Source organism: Hymenobacter psychrotolerans DSM 18569, assembly GCF_900142395.1.
GTDB lineage: Bacteria > Bacteroidota > Bacteroidia > Cytophagales > Hymenobacteraceae > Hymenobacter > Hymenobacter psychrotolerans.
The window spans coordinates 140317-155442 of the sequence record NZ_FRAS01000007.1; the positions used below are offsets into that span (position 1 = coordinate 140317).

A 15126-nucleotide genomic window follows, 5' to 3' on the forward strand; every position below is an offset into this window, starting at 1 on the left:
CCACAGAAAAATACACCGCTGCCGCTGCCCTGGCCGGGGTCTGATACGATTTAACGTCCTTTTAATTCTCTTTTAACCGGGTCTTAATTGCGCCCGTGTAGACTTGCACTTCGTCCTGCTCTACTGTGCTGACTTTCTCAGTATCAGTTCCACGCTTAACAAGTCTACGAATGTCTAAATCGGCACCGGCGCCTCCTCAGAAGGCCGCCCTCAAACAAGACCCGGCTCCCCGGAGCAGTGTGTTCAGCTCCCTGAACAAAGACGTTCCCGCCGGACTGGTTGTCTTTCTGGTGGCCCTGCCACTTTGCCTGGGCATCTCGCTGGCCTCGGGCGCGCCGCTTATGGCCGGCCTGATTACCGGCGTAGTAGGCGGGGTGCTGGTTTCCTGGCTGAGCGGCTCGCAGCTTAGCGTGAGCGGTCCGGCCGCGGGCCTTACGGCCATCATCGTTATGGCTATCCAGACGCTGGGCTCGTTTGAGGCAGTGCTGGCGGCCACGGTAATTGCGGGCGTCCTGCAGATCATCATGGGTGTGGTACGGGCCGGCATCATCGGGCTGTACTTCCCCACTTCCGTTATCCGCGGCATGCTGGCCGCCATCGGCCTGATTCTCATTCTCAAGCAGATTCCGCATCTGCTCGGAGTCGATACCGACTACTTCGAGGACATGTCGTTCCTGCAGTTCGACGGCCAGAATACGTTTACTGCGCTAGCGGGCGCGCTGCAGTCTTTCGGCTGGGGCTCCGCTCTCATCGGGCTGGTATCATTGGGTGTGCTCCTGCTCTGGGAAAACGTGCTGGCCAAGCGGGTAGCCGTGCTTCGTATGATTCCGGCCGCGCTGATCGTGGTGGTGCTGTCCATTGCAATGAGCGCGCTGCTGGACGTGGCGCTGCCTACGCTGCGGGTACGCCCCGAGCACCTGGTGCAGCTCCCCAACATCTCCTCCTGGGCTGATTTCACGGGCGTATTCACCAGCCCTAAGTGGGAGGCGTTCATGCTGCCCGCTACATATACGGTGGCTTTCACGCTGGCCATCGTTGCCTCGCTGGAAAGCCTGCTGAGCGTAGAAGCTGTAGACAAGCTGGACCCGCAGAAGCGCGCTACTCCCACCAACCGGGAATTGATGGCGCAGGGCACCGGCAATATCATAGCTGGCCTGCTGGGCGGCCTACCCATGACGGCGGTAATTGTACGCAGCTCGGCCAACATCAATGCCGGCGGCCAGACCCGCATGTCGGCCTTTGTGCATGGTTTGCTGCTGCTGACCAGCCTGCTCTTCCTGGATAGCATCCTGAACCGGATTCCGCTTTCGGCCCTGGCGGCGGTGCTGCTGGTAGTAGGCTATAAGCTCACGAAGCCCGCCCTCTACCGCACGCAGTGGAAACTGGGCTGGCAGCAGTTCCTGCCCTTCATCATCACGATTGTGGCCATTCTGCTCACCGACCTGCTCAAGGGCGTAACCATCGGTCTGGTAGTTGGGGTGTTCTACATCCTGAAAACCCACTACGAGTCGGCCTACTTCCTGCGTGAGTCGCCGGAGCTGCAGCAGGCCGGGGTGTACCACCTGAAGCTGAGTGAGCATGTCTCGTTCCTGAACAAAGCCAGCATCGTACGCATGCTGGAGCAATTCAGCCCCGGCAGCCGCGTCATCCTGGACGGCTCGGAGTCAGAAATGATTGACTACGACGTGCTGGAAGCCATTGAAAACTTCCGCCAGTCGGCCGCCGACCGTGGCCTGGAGCTGGAGCTGCGGGGTATTCCGCAGGTCGAGGTAATGGGCCACTAGTTCCGACCCGGCGCCGCACAATTCCGTGCTACGCCATCTTTCTCACACTTTCCTTTCCCCCACTTCCCCCTCCGTCTTCCATGAGCATTCAGCAGATTCTAGATAATAACCAACAGTGGGTAGCTGAAAAAAAAGCTGCCGACCCTGAGTTCTTCAACCGCCTCAGTAAGGGCCAGAAACCCCGCTACCTGTTCATCGGCTGCTCCGATTCGCGCGTGCCGGCTTCGGCCATCACGGGCACCGGCCCGGGCGAAATGTTCGTGCATCGCAACATTGCCAACATGGTGGTGCACACCGACTTCAACCTGCTGTCGGTGCTGCAGTACGCAGTAGAAGTGCTGGGCGTAGAGGATATTCTGGTAGTGGGCCATTATGGCTGCGGCGGTGTAGCAGCGGCAGCGGCTAACAAGCAGTATGGCCTCATCGACAACTGGCTCACCAACATCCGCGACGTAATCCGGGTGCATGAAACAGAGTTTTCGGCCATCGAGAACGAGGAAGAGCGCCTGCGCCGCCTCGTAGAGCTCAATGTGATTGAGCAGGTCCGCAACCTAGGCAAGACCAACATCATCCAGAACGCGCTTAAGTCGAGCAAGCCACCCCGCCTGCACGGCCTCGTGTACGACATCAAAGAGGGCCTGCTGAAGGATCTGGAAATCGGTTCCGACACCGAAAACCTGGACCACATCTACGGCACAGAGGCCAGCCAGCACGCGTAGTCCCGCCTAAAAACCATCAATCCGGTTTCTCTTCCTGCAGCCACTACTGGCACATGCGAAAGAGCAGCCGGCTTGCCGCTACCGCCGCCGATATGGCGCGCGAGCCGGGCCCTGCACAAGCCCGGCTATCGGCTTCCAGTCTTGCCTTCGGGCAAGTTTACGTAGTTAAGTGTGGTTGGAACCGCCGTAGCCTTTGGCTACGGTGGTTTTGTTTTATAGGGGGCTGTCGGCGTCTGCTCATCAAAGTTGGGGCATCTGTGGCGGCCTGTTCTGCGTAGGCCCTGCTACACTCATAAGCTCCACTATTCTCATGCAGGCAGCCTACTTCGAACAATATGGCCCCATTGAAGTGCTCCGCGTTGGCGAGCAGCCCACGCCAGTGCCCGGCCCCAACCAGATACTGGTGCGTGTGCGGGCCAGCAGCGTTAATCCGGTAGACTGGAAGGTGCGCAACGGCGACCTGAAGCTGCTGACCGGGCGCAACTTTCCCAAGATTCCGGGCCGTGATGTGGCGGGCGAAGTAGCCGCCGTTGGCGACAACGTAACGCGGTTCCGACCCGGCGACCGGGTATACGGCATGCCCGGCGGAGTAGGAGGGAGCAATGCGGAATATGCGCTGCTCACGGAGAGTGGTGCCGCTTTCATTCCGGAAAGGCTGAGCTTTGAGCAAGCCGGGGCAGTGCCGCTGGCCGCCCTCACGGCGCTACAGGCGCTGCGTGACCATGGCCGCCTGCTGTCCGGCGACCGGGTGCTGGTGAACGGAGCTTCGGGTGGGGTCGGGTCGTTTGCGGTGCAGATGGCCCAGGCGCTGGGCGCGGGCGAAGTCACGGGCGTATGTGGGCCCACGCATCTGGAACTGGTGCGGGAGTTGGGTGCTACGCGCGTTCTGAACCGCAAGGAACACGACTTCACACAGGACCGCAGCCGCTACGACCTGATTTTTGACGCTGCCGGCCGCAGCAGCCTGCTGGCCAGCAAGAATGCACTGCGCCGCAACGGCCGCTACGTCACGACCACGCCCGACCCGTCTGGTATTGTACTCGGAACGCTGGCTACCGTGCTGTCTGACAAGAGCCAGCATATGTTTATGGCGCGGGAAAGCGGCCCCGATATGGCCCTTATTTCCGCGTGGCTGCAGGCTGGCACTATCCGGCCAGTCGTCACGAAAACCCTGCCGCTACGCGACATTGCCGAAGCCCACCGCCTCAGCGAAGAGGGCGGTATTGCTGGCAAAATCGTGCTGCTGGTAGAATAGGTTTCGTAGCCGGACAAGGTCTCTGCTGCCTGGCAAGCAGGGCTTTGGCGCGGTGCCGTTCTGCTCGAGCCTGCCTGGCTTAGTCGGCGGGCTTGGTGAAGGCAATGAGCAGGGCGCCGCCGGCCATGAAGGTGGCGCCCAGTATCACCTGCCAGGTCACCTTCTCCTTGAGGAAAAACACGGCCAGCAGGATGGAGAAAACCAGCGAGATTTTATCAAACGACGACGTGCGTGACGCCTGGCCCATCTTCAGGGCCTGAAACGAAAACAGCGACGAAGCGCACGTAATAATGCCCGCCGCAATCAGAAACAGCCAGGTGCGGCGGTCAATTTCCGCCACCTGTGGAAAGTGGCCCTGCCACGCTACCACACTCCAGGCCACAGTCACAATCAGCACCGATTGAATGGCGAAGGCCACACTTGGCTCTATATTCTTTACGCCTGCTTTGGAAAGCGTAACTACCACGGCTGCCGACAGGGCCGCCAGCAACGAAAAAACTACCCACATAATCCGACAGATAAAGGCTTGGTATCTGAGTAGGCGTACGCAAGTCAGGGGGATTCGGCCGGCGGCCGGGACCGGAAACCGGGTAGTTAAGCCGGTGCCCGACAGCTATTTTGCCTCTATCTTGGCGACAGGCTTCCGTTAGCCGCCTCTTTGTGTATGACTTTCCGAATAAGCGTGTGTTTTGTGCTGGCTTTGTGGCTGGCGGTAGTCTGGCCGGTGCAGGCGCAGAAGAACCAGTCTGCCACCGGCCTCCCGGTGGTGCCCGAGCCGCCTGGCACCATCCGGCTGGCCGAAAACCTGTTCATCGACGAATCGGAAGTAGCCAACATCCACTGGCTGGAATACCTGCAGCAGGTCCGTCTCGATTCCTCCGAAACGTACTACCGCAGCCAATTGCCCGACTCTACAGTATGGAAAGCCGTGGCTGCCGCGCCTCCTACGGCCGTGGCAGGTGCTCCTACGGTCATTATGTACTTCCGCTACCCAGGCTTCCGGTACTTTCCGGTCGTGGGCATCAGCTACGAGCAGGCGGTGGCGTATTGCAAATGGCGCAGTGCCGTCGTCAACAAATCAGTGTTGGAGTCTGCCGACTTCCAGAAAAAGCATCCGGAACTGCGCGGCTACGACGTGAGCGTAGAATACCGGCTGCCGACCGAAGCCGAGTGGCTGCAGGCCGCCGCGGGCCCAGGCGCCAGCGGCTCCGGACCCGCCAACCTGGTGCCCGGCCGCCCCAACGCGAAGCTGCGGCCCGTATCGGTGCGCAAGGAAGCCGGGCTGGACTCGTGCCTTGCCGCCCTCAGAATAGCGCCTTCGGCTGCTATCTATAAGCTACCCTATAATCTGGCCGAAAACTATTACACTGCCGAAACCGGGCAGGCCTTTGCGTGCACCGCCCGCCCCGGCCAGCTAGGCCTCGAATACGTGTACGTAAATCCGCCCAACTACCTGGGTCTGTACAACATCATCGGCAACGCTGCCGAAATGACTGCCGCAAAAGGCGTAGCGAAAGGCGGCTCGTATAAAACCTCCGTCAACGAGCTGAAGCCCGAAGCGCGGCAGCTCTACCGGGGGCCGCAGAGCTGGCTGGGCTTCCGCTGCGTGGCCACGGTGCGCATGGTGCGGAAAGCAAGCCAGTAATTATGCGTGTATGCTAAAAATGATACTTGGCTGTGTCTGCCTGATGTTGTTGGCCTGTCAGGGTGAGCCAAAACTGCCGACTTCTTCCAGTCAGGAGCAGCTTAGTCGTATAGATAGCCTGCAGACCGATACCCAGGTGATACGGTTGGTGGAAGGATATGCAGAGCACTACCGGCCCTTTACGTTGTACCAGCCGGATACCGCTTTGTGCCGGGGTGTGAAAAGCTGTGTTGACTGCCGGGCAGTACGCAGTTGGATGAAAGCTGATTTCGATGGCAACGGCCGCACAGACGTGTTGGTCTTTGGAGAAAAGCCATTCATCGTAGGCACTGAAAAAGCTTTGATATGCTTGTTGGACTCAGGCAAGGCATTGCCTCATCCAATGGGCATCGGCAAGTATAGTGAATGGCATCTAGGCTTTGACAATTTTGCCGAAGGCATGTTGCCTTGGATAATAGAGCAGAAACCGAAAGATCTTATTGCCTTCGCCAGAAAGGTGTACGATAGCGAAGACACAGCAGGGAATTATAGATGCATAGTCGATACGTTGATTCTGGACAAGGGACGCTTTATAGAATATAACCCGGCCCCGGGACGATACAGCGTTAAGAGTATTCAGTTTGAAACAACACACTGCTATGGTAGTTGCCCGGTATTTAAGATGACAATCGACTATAAAGGGAAAGCGAGCTATGAGGCGTTGGAATACAACCGGCTAAGTGGCCGCTTTACTGGCTTAATCGATAAAGACGACCTGCAGGAGCTGTGGTACATAGTCAATTATCTGAAATTCAGGCAAATGGGAGGTCGCTATGAAGTTGGTGAGACAGACCATCAAACGGCTGTGCTAACCGTGACCTACGAGGATGGAACTGCGGATTATAGACCGTAAACCATAGCAAGTCGCTTTGTTCGTGGAGGGCAAACAGCGAGTAACCTGCCGCCAGGCTAGGCTGCACCCTTTGCAGTTGCCAGGTCGCTCCGCCGTCGGTGGTGCGGTGTACCACTCCCATAGAATAACTTACCAGAATACCTTCTGATAAGGTGAAGAAGTGCATTTTGTCCTGCCAGGTTGCAGTACTTGGTAAAGTACGCGTAGTCCAGGTTGTACCACCATTCGCTGTGTAGAGCAATTCCGGTGCTGCTGTAGTGCCCAGAGCATTGGTTTGGGCAGTGAGCAGCCAGGCACGCTGAGCGTCAATTGCTTCGAGGTGCCCACTGCGCAAATTTCGGCCAGGAGTGGCCGACGGCCCGGCTGCCTGCCAGGTCTGCCCTCCATCTGCAGTGCGGGAAATATTTCCTGAGTTGCAAAACCAAGCAGTCTGCGCATCAACTGCATCAAGCTGGGGCGCCGTCATCAGGATATTCATCGGTGCGGGATTACTGACAGGCTGCCACCGAGCAGATACTGGTAGCCAGCTTAGGCAGGCGAGGGAGAGGAAAATCTTGCGCATGGTGGAAAGAGAGTGAAGCATGAATAGCTAGCAGCCGAGCTAGTAGTGCATCGTCTTTTCCGCATGACCAAGCGTCAGTATAAAGGGTTGCGCGAGCGGTTACCTGCATTGGGATGTCCGCGTGCGAGCAAAGGTCATCAACTGGAGTGCGGGTAGAGGTGAATAACAGCAAGCATGGCTGCGCCCTAGGCCACGGCCGGCTGCTTGCTTAATCACCGCCGCAGCCACTCCCGCAACCACCACAACCAGAGTCGCCTCCGCAACCTGAAGCAGTGCCGCAGCCAGCGTCTCCCGAGTCATCATGGCCGCTGCCGTCGATGTGGCTGTCGAAATGGTGGCCGCAGTGATACCAGGAGCTGGGGCCGTGGGTATCGGCTGCTGAGTCGCTAATAGTGGTAACAGCTTGATAATGCTCGTACTGGGCACGGTATAGTTCCTGGTCGAGTGCGTGGCCGAGCGGTGAACGGAAGGTTGGGAGCAGAAACAGAAGGCCGCCCAGCTGCGCTACCTGGGCGGTGGCTGCCGGAATGTTCTGTTGCGCAAGCCGGTTAAGGGAAATATCCTGCTCTACCAGCCATGCCCTTACCTGCGTAAGCAATGCGTCGCCGGCTGGCGTGAGATGCTTAATGCCCAGCAGCCGCTGCCACCAGTTAGGCGTTGCATATAAAGTGGGCAGCAGACCTGGTAGCTGCACTATCCGGGCAAACCGCTCGTTCGATTCGGCAGCCCGGAAAGTCATCCGGACGTAATGCCGGAGCAGCACTTCCGGCAGTTGCTTCTTCAGGAACGGCTGCAACAATAAGGCTTCGTAGGCGCGCGGACGGTAGTGAGGCAGCGCCGGGCCAGGCCGCACATAAGTGGCCCAGGCAGCTGCGCCCGCCTGCGGTGGCTGAGGCACTCGGTTTTCGAGGAGAAGTACCTGCTGGCGGAGTAGGTCCAGAAACGTCAGGCGTAGCTGCTGCAGAAGCGGGGGAGTACGGTCTGCCAGCAGAAGCAGCAACTCTGTAGGTCGGGCCTGGGCAAGAAAATCTTTTATTTCCGGCGCCATAGGAAGGGAAATCGGGGTAAAAGCCATTGACTGGATACATCAACCCAGCGGAACTGCGCGGGACGGAAGCGTAGGGCGGCTGGCGGCCATATGGCGGCCGGAGGCAGTTGCCCAAATACCTCCGCATACAACCGTAGCGTGCGCGCATACCAATCCGAGAACTTACCCTGCTCCTGACTGCCCCCACGGGTAGGCCCGTGGTGAACAGGCCGGCCCAGCGTGTGCTGGCAGAAATCAATCCAGTAAGAGCGGGTATACAGCAGGTGCAGGTGCCACACTTGGTCTACTTCGTGGGAAGGCGTGAGCGGCTGGTCGGTTACGCAGAGCAGAAAGATGAAGCGCTTGTATTCGGCTGCCGCCTGTAGTGCAAAGGCCAGGGACCAGCCATTTTCGCGGGCAAGTCGGTCGGTGAAAGAAAACGTGGCCGTAGGGTCATCCAGCTCGAACTGCTGAATTTTATGCCATAATTCAGGCTGAAGAATAGGCGTCACGAAGCAGGAAACTATCAAATAAGATATGTGCAGGGCTACCTGTATACATTGCGGCAGCAACCGCGCCGGCCGCGAAAGATAGAACCGAAAACTGTAGCGCGTTTGCGGCCAATTCTGCTGCTTCCGCCCGACCTTTCTGCGCCGTATCTTTGTTGATTCCCTGCCGGCCGGTGGCTGGCGCTATCCTTCATCAGCGAGAATCTACGAGTTGAAAGTCTGCATTGCCGAAAAGCCCAGCGTGGCCCGCGAAATTGCCCATGTCATCGGGGCCAACCGCAAAATGGATGGCTACTTTGAGGGCAACGGCTACCAGGTAACCTGGACGTTCGGGCACTTCTGCCAGCTGCGCGAGCCCGAAGACTACCGCCCCGAGTGGAAGCGCTGGAGCATCCACGATTTGCCCATGGTGCCCGAGCAGTTCGGCATCAAGCTCATGCGCCGCGACGACGGCGTGGTGCGGCAGTTTAACGTCATCAAGAACCTACTGGCCTCCGCCGAGGAAGTGATAAACTGCGGCGACGCCGGGCAGGAAGGGGAGGTGATTCAGCGCTGGGTGCTGATGGAAGCCAAGTACCGCAAGCCCACCAAGCGCCTCTGGATTTCCTCACTCACGGAAGAAGCCATCCGCCAGGGCTTCCAGAACCTGCGCGACGGCTCGGAGTTCGACAACCTGTACCAGGCCGGCAAAAGCCGCGCCGCCGGCGACTGGCTGCTGGGTTTGAACGCCACGCGCCTGTTTACGCTCAAATATGCGCCCGGCCAGCGGCAGGTGCTCAGCATCGGGCGGGTGCAAACGCCCACGCTGGCGCTGCTGGTAGATAGGTACCACGAAATCCAGAACTTCCGGCCCGAGCCGTATTGGGTGCTGCGCACCGAGTACCGGGGCACGATGTTCAGCCACGTGGCGCCGCCAAAAAAAGGCAAAACTGAAGACGACGAGCCCGACGAAAAAGCCCGCCTGAAAGCCCGCGGCTACTTCGTGACGCAGGAAGAGGCCGACGCGGCCATGGCGGCCGTGAAGGACGTGCCGCTGACCGTCACGAACGTCGAAATCAAGAAGGGCATCGAAACGCCGCCTTCCCTGTTCGATCTGACCTCGCTGCAGGTGCAGTGCAACAACCAGCTGGGCCTCTCGGCCGAGGACACGCTGAAGACGGTGCAGGCCCTGTACGAGAAGAAAGTGGTGAGCTATCCGCGCGTCGATACCACGTTTCTGCCCGACGACCAGTACCCCAAAATTGCCGGCATCCTGAGCGGGCTGAGTGCCTACGCGGGCCTCACGGCGCCGCTGCTGGCCGGCAAAATCAAGAAGTCGGGCAAGGTCTTCAACAATAACAAAGTCACCGACCACCACGCCATCATCCCGACCGGGGCCAGCGCCGGCGGCCTCGGCCACCACGAGCAAAGCGTGTACGACATCATCGTGCGCCGTTTCCTGGCCGCGTTCTACCCCGACTGCGAAGTGTCGAACACCACCGTGACGGCCGAGGCGGCGGGTCGCATCTTCCGGGTGCGGGGCCGCCAGATACTGAACCCCGGCTGGCGCGTGGTGTACGGCGACCCTGCAACCCAGCAGGCGCCCTCGGCCCCGAAAGCCGCCGGCGAAGGCGACGACGACGTGGTGAATACCGTGCTGCCCAATTTCGAGAAAGGCGAAAACGGCCCCCACAAGCCCCGCCTCGACTCCAAAATGACCCAGCCGCCGCGCGAATACTCGGAGGCCATGCTGCTGCGCGGTATGGAAACCGCCGGCCGCAACGTCGATGATGACGAACTGCGCCAAGCCATGAAGGAAAACGGTATCGGCCGCCCCTCCACCCGCGCCGCCATCATCGAAACGCTGTTCAAGCGCGGCTACATCCGGCGCGACAAAAAGAAGATTGTGCCCACACCCACCGGCGTCGAGCTGATTGGCCTGATTCGGAACCCCACGCTGAAGTCGGCGGAGCTGACGGGGCAGTGGGAGCGGAAGCTGCGCCAGATTGAGGGCGGCGAGCTGGAAGCCGGGCAGTTTCTGGGCGAGCTGCAGCAGCTGGTGCGCGAAATGGTGCAGGAAGTGAAGCAGGACGGCTCGGGCCGCGGCATCAGCATTCATAAGCCCGAGCTGGCTGACCTCACCGGCCAGAAGGCCGGCGCCACCGCCAAAGCCAGCCCGCCGAAAGCCGCGGCCACGCCCGCCGTGCCGGGCGCGCTGGGGCCGTGCCCGGCCTGCGGCGGTGGCCACGTGCTGCGCGGCAAGTCGGCGTTTGGCTGCTCCCGTTGGAAGGAAGGCTGCCAGTTCCGGCTCCCCACCGAGTTTGAGGGCAAAAAGCTCACCGACAAGCAGGTGGGCGAGCTGCTCAAAAAAGGCCGCACGCCCGTCATGAAAGGTTTCGTGGATGAAGCCGGCCAGAAGTTCGACGCCGCTATTCGCCTCACGCCGCAACGCACGCTGGAGCTGGTGCGCGCCGCCGAAAGCAAGCCCACCACCCCGCAGGACCCCGGCCAGATTCCGTGCCCGGTGTGCCGGCTGGGCCAGATGCTGCGCGGCAAAAGCGCCTGGGGCTGCTCCCGCTTCCGCGAAGACTGCCAGTTCCGGGTGCCGTTCGAGTGGGGCGGCAAAACCCTCACCGACACCCAGATGAACCAGTTGCTGCGCAAAGGCAAAACCGGCGTTATCCGGGGTTTCCTATCCGCCAAAACCGGTAAGCACTACGAAGCCGTGCTGCAAATCAGCCCGGAAGGCCGGATTGAGCCGGTGTTCGGGCAGTCGTGATGTGTCCTGGGGTATTGTAAGCTTGTTTTGAGCTTGCAAAGGACCTTATCATTTCGACACGGGTTATTCATTCGGTGTCCTTCTAGAGTGACAAGGTCCTTCGCAAGCTCAGGATGACCTAATGCTTAAATCTTAGTTCTGCCTGATGGCTCCTCAACTCGGTAAGCTTCTCGTCTTGGCTGGCTTGGTGCTGGCGGTGTTCGGCGGCATCCTCTGGCTCGGCGGGGGCGGTTTGTTTAGTTGGTTCGGGCGTCTGCCCGGCGACATCCGCATCGAGCGGCCGGGGTTTCGGTTCTACGCGCCCATCGTGTCGATGTTGCTGGTGAGTGTAGTGCTGAGCGGGCTGCTGTGGCTGTGGCGGCGCTTTGGCGGCTGATGCCACTTAGCTAGCGTTTGCGGGGTGGCAGCACATAGCGCAGTTGCACATGCGCCTGCCGAAACTCGCGGCCGCCCAGCGTGAGGTAGGGCTGTATCTGCCAGCGCGGCGCGACTTGCAGGCTCGATTCAACGAAAAATGCTTTATCATTTACACCGGGAGGCGTGGGGTAGCCACTGCCAGTGGACATACCCAGCAGCACGCTATAGCGTCCGCTCGAACGGAACCGGGAACCCACCCCTACGCGTAGTGCCGGATTGCCGAGACCCTGGGTGGGCGTGTTCACGTCGCCTTGCACATATAGGTACTCGCGCCGCCCTATCCAAGTGGTGAAATGAGGTGCGGCCACGAGTGGCTGGTACGTGTCGCCGGCTGTTTTGCTGTATCCAAGAGTACCCAGCAGGAGCCCGCCCCCAAGCCCAAACCAGCGCCGGTTCAGCATGTAGTGCGGATTGATGGCGAATAGGAATGTTGATTTCACAGTGTCCGGCTGGCCGATGGTGTTCTGCTGGTCACGGCCTGCCATCAGTCGTAAGCCAAACTCATTCTCGGCTTCTGGGCGCTCATCAGGCTTCCAAGTGCTGGAAACATCCACGCTCACCGACTGGTAGCTGTGTTGAAAGGGTCTGGGTGAGGATGCGCCACCGCAGCCTTCATTGTCATACCGCTGCTCACGCGAGAACCGGCCGTTGCCGCCCCCCACCGTAATTGCCCAATGCTGCCCATTGCTGGTAGTATCAGCCGGTACCTGGTTGGTGAATAGCAGGACCACTGCTAATGCGGCCAGTGGCAGCCCGGCCCGGCGTGCCGCCACCGCGCCCCGCAGGACAGTGGCCGTAGCCAGTACCACTACGGCCAGCAATACCGCCTTCACTACCAGCATTTCAGGAAAGGTGAGGGCTCCGGCCGGCAGCAGAGCCGCGAAGCCCAGCACCCCAACAGCACCCAGCAGAGTGCGTACCGGCCGGTTTTCCGGAGCCGTTTCCCGCGTAATTCTAACCCGGTAAACCAGCCAGGCCCAGCTGCCCAGCAACAGCACCGCGCAGGGTAGCAGCAGCCATTGTAGCTGCAGCATTTGCAGGCCGCCCAACTTTATCATAGTGCTGCCAACCGGCTCACCGGCCGGGTCGCGCCAGAATTCAATGAGCAGCCGACCCGCTACCAGCAGGCTGGCCTGCAGCAGCGCCCAACTGCCTGCCGGCCAATTGCGCTGGCGCGTGAGGTGCAGCGTGAGCCACACGCCGGCGCACAGCAGCAGCGTATAAAGCTGGGTTGGATGCACGGCCAGGGAGTGCATGGCCTCGGTATCCAGCAGGCCATGGCGGATCTGCAGCTGGTACGGGAGCGTGCCCACCGCGTACGTCAGGCCCCAGCTGCCATCGGTGGGAGCCCCGAAGCAGCAGCCCGTGAGCAGGCACCCAATACACTGCACTACCAAGCCCGCGCAAAGCGGCGCCGCAAACGCATCGACGACGTGCCAGCTGAAGCCCAGCCACCGCCGCAACAGCAGTAAGGCACCGGCAAAGCCCAGCCCACCGCCCAGCACCGAGCGGGCCGTGCTATCGGGCCATACGCCGTGCAGCAGCGCCGGCCAGGCCTCCACGGGCAGCGTAATCAGCTTGGTACCTACGATGAACGCCAGGGTGCTGGCTGCCAGCACTACCAGCCACGCTTGCAGCGGGTAGCGGCGCCGGTAGCCAGTGCGTAGCAGCAGGGCCAGCATCAGCCCGAAGGCCAGCAGGTAGCAGCCGGAATAATAATGATGCCCCACAGGCGAGGGCAACAACACCGTAGTAGTGGACAGCATAGCCGGGCAGAAAAGAGCCGCCGGACATTCGGACAGCACCTAGGATCAAGCTACCATCCGACTCTCTGAATCACAAACCAATAGTACAGGCACTCAGACTTTATGATTGGAGCTTTTGTGAAGTAATGTGCTTATATAGAATGATATGCGGTGAAATTAAAGGATATATATTCCTGGCTGTATTAATCTGATGTCAATTCTGGAGTTTCGGGTTGTTCGCTTGGGTAGAGGGCAGTCGGACAGAAGGGCTTACGCCAGCGCTGCCGCCTGCTCTGGCGCCTCATACTGCACGATATTCTCAATCATGCCTTTGAAAATAATGAAATGGAATGGCACGAGCGAGTACCAGTACAGCCGCCCGGCCAAGCCCTGCGGCCGGAAGGCAGCCAGCTGCTCCAGCGTGTGGGAGCCGTCTTCGTGGTCGAAGATGCGGAACTGCAGCCACGCTTCGCCGGGTAGTTTCATTTCGGCGTAGAGCAGCAGGCGCCGGCTGGCTTTGTCGGCCACGAGCACGCGCCAGAAATCGAGCGGGTCGCCGGCACGGAGCCTGGTAGGCGAGCGGCGGCCCCGGCGCAGCCCCACACCGCCCACCATCTTGTCCATGAGGCCCCGGATGCGCCAGAGCCAGTCCACTTTGTACCAGCCCCGGTCGCCGCCAATGCTCCACACGTTTTGCAGTACCTGCTGCGGGTCGCGGCGGAAGCGCAAGGTCTGGCGGTCGGTAAGCAGGCCGTGCTGCGGTATCTGGATGTGGTCCATGTAGTTGCGCGGCATCACGCCGCTACTCAGCGCGTCGCTCCAGCTGCTCACCACCTCATTCTGCTCGATGCGCTGGAAAGCCAGCTCCACGGCGGCACGGTAGCCCATGCACTCGTGGGGCAGCACGGCCGCTATACTGCGCTTCGGGTCGACCACGGTGTCGTTGCGCAGGCTTTCCACAAGGCTCTGGGCCAGGGAAAACGTGGTGCTCGTGACCAGAAACAGCCACCACGACGACAGCCGCGGCGTGAGCACCGGCACTGTAACAATGTAGCGCCGGTAGCCCCGCACTTCGGCCAGCCGGAGCAGCATTTCGCGGTAGGTCAGCACATCCGGGCCCGCAATGTCGAAGGAGCGGCCGTAGCAGGCTTCGGTGCCCAGCACGCTGGTCAGGTAGAACATGACGTCGCGGATACCGATGGGCTGGCAGCGCGAGTTCAGCCAGCGCGGCGTCACCATCACGGGCAGCTTTTCCACCAAATCCCGGATAATCTCGAAAGAAGCCGACCCCGACCCGATGATAATGCTGGCACGCAGCACTGTGAGAGCGGCGCGGGCCGCGCCCAGTTGCTTTTCCACACCTTTGCGCGAGCGAAGGTGCACGCTCAATGCCCGGTCGTTGGCGATGCCGGAGAGGTAGATGAGCTGCCGGGCCGTGGTGCGGTTGAGGTATTCGGTGAAGTTGCGCGCCGACTCCTGCTCCAGCCGGAAAAAGTCTTTGCCGTCGCCGCTCATGGAATGCACCAGGTAGTAGGCCGCGTCGATATCAGTGGGCAGCCGCTGCAGCGAGTCCGGCTTGAGTAGGTCGCCCTGCGCTACCTGCACGTGCGGCCGCAGCCGCTCCGGCAGCTCGAAGCGGCGCGGGTCGCGCACGAGGCACACTACCTCATGGCCGGCTTCTATCAGAAGCGGCAGCAGGCGCTGGCCGATGTAGCCGTTGGCACCAGTAAGCAGAATTTTCATGAGCCAGGCAGAGTAGGTAGTATAGTGCTAACTGCCGGACCGCAATAGAGTTGTAGATTTTGTGTGCCGC

General features: G+C 60.4%; 12 protein-coding genes. 7 read left to right on the forward strand and 5 right to left on the reverse strand.

The window, feature by feature from the left end; genetic code table 11:
- The first annotated feature begins 170 nt into the window (after positions 1–170).
- From BUE15_RS08770 to BUE15_RS08780, 3 genes are all read left to right on the forward strand, one after another.
- Positions 171–1784: a SulP family inorganic anion transporter gene (locus BUE15_RS08770; RefSeq protein ID WP_084548928.1), complete on the forward strand. Its 1614-nt coding sequence runs from the start codon at positions 171–173 to the stop codon at positions 1782–1784.
- Between the two features lie 80 nt (positions 1785–1864).
- Positions 1865–2503: a carbonate dehydratase gene (can, locus tag BUE15_RS08775; protein WP_073283322.1), complete on the forward strand. Its 639-nt coding sequence runs from the start codon at positions 1865–1867 to the stop codon at positions 2501–2503.
- A 310-nt stretch (positions 2504–2813) separates the two neighbouring features.
- The gene (locus BUE15_RS08780) at positions 2814–3758 is read left to right on the forward strand and encodes an NAD(P)-dependent alcohol dehydrogenase (protein ID WP_073283325.1); all 945 of its coding nucleotides are present in this window, start codon (positions 2814–2816) and stop codon (positions 3756–3758) included.
- 79 nt (positions 3759–3837) lie between these two features.
- Here the strand turns inward: BUE15_RS08780 and BUE15_RS08785 are convergent, their stop codons facing one another.
- Positions 3838–4266 (reverse strand): EamA family transporter, encoded by a 429-nt coding sequence (locus BUE15_RS08785; RefSeq protein WP_073283328.1) that lies wholly within the window; start codon positions 4264–4266, stop codon positions 3838–3840.
- A 156-nt stretch (positions 4267–4422) separates the two neighbouring features.
- Between BUE15_RS08785 and BUE15_RS08790 the strand changes: the two genes are divergently transcribed.
- Positions 4423–5403, forward strand: coding sequence for a formylglycine-generating enzyme family protein (locus BUE15_RS08790; protein ID WP_084548929.1), 981 nt, complete (start codon positions 4423–4425; stop codon positions 5401–5403).
- Positions 5404–5413: 10 nt separating this feature from the next.
- Positions 5414–6295, forward strand: coding sequence for a DUF6438 domain-containing protein (locus BUE15_RS08795; RefSeq protein ID WP_139252187.1), 882 nt, complete (start codon positions 5414–5416; stop codon positions 6293–6295).
- A 770-nt stretch (positions 6296–7065) separates the two neighbouring features.
- On the opposite strand, the gene BUE15_RS08800 is transcribed toward BUE15_RS08795, so the two are convergent.
- The gene (locus BUE15_RS08800) at positions 7066–7905 is read right to left on the reverse strand and encodes a hypothetical protein (RefSeq protein ID WP_073283335.1); all 840 of its coding nucleotides are present in this window, start codon (positions 7903–7905) and stop codon (positions 7066–7068) included.
- Entirely contained in the window at positions 7890–8396 is a 507-nt protein-coding gene (locus BUE15_RS08805; protein WP_211617612.1) for a glycine-rich domain-containing protein, read from the reverse strand. The genes BUE15_RS08800 and BUE15_RS08805 overlap by 16 nt, the downstream gene beginning before the upstream one ends.
- A 208-nt stretch (positions 8397–8604) precedes the next feature.
- Between BUE15_RS08805 and BUE15_RS08810 the strand changes: the two genes are divergently transcribed.
- Together BUE15_RS08810 and BUE15_RS08815 are read left to right on the forward strand one after the other, a co-directional pair.
- Positions 8605–11151: a type IA DNA topoisomerase gene (locus BUE15_RS08810; protein ID WP_073283338.1), complete on the forward strand. Its 2547-nt coding sequence runs from the start codon at positions 8605–8607 to the stop codon at positions 11149–11151.
- A 145-nt stretch (positions 11152–11296) separates the two neighbouring features.
- On the forward strand, positions 11297–11527 hold the full coding sequence (locus BUE15_RS08815) for a DUF2905 domain-containing protein (protein ID WP_073283341.1): 231 nt from the start codon (positions 11297–11299) through the stop codon (positions 11525–11527).
- A 10-nt stretch (positions 11528–11537) separates the two neighbouring features.
- Here the strand turns inward: BUE15_RS08815 and BUE15_RS08820 are convergent, their stop codons facing one another.
- Complete coding sequence (locus BUE15_RS08820; protein WP_073283344.1) at positions 11538–13334, reverse strand: prolipoprotein diacylglyceryl transferase family protein; 1797 nt, start codon at positions 13332–13334, stop codon at positions 11538–11540.
- A 249-nt stretch (positions 13335–13583) separates the two neighbouring features.
- Positions 13584–15056, reverse strand: a complete 1473-nt coding sequence (locus tag BUE15_RS08825) for an SDR family oxidoreductase (RefSeq protein ID WP_073283346.1) — start codon at positions 15054–15056, stop codon at positions 13584–13586.
- Between the last annotated feature and the right edge of the window lie 70 nt (positions 15057–15126).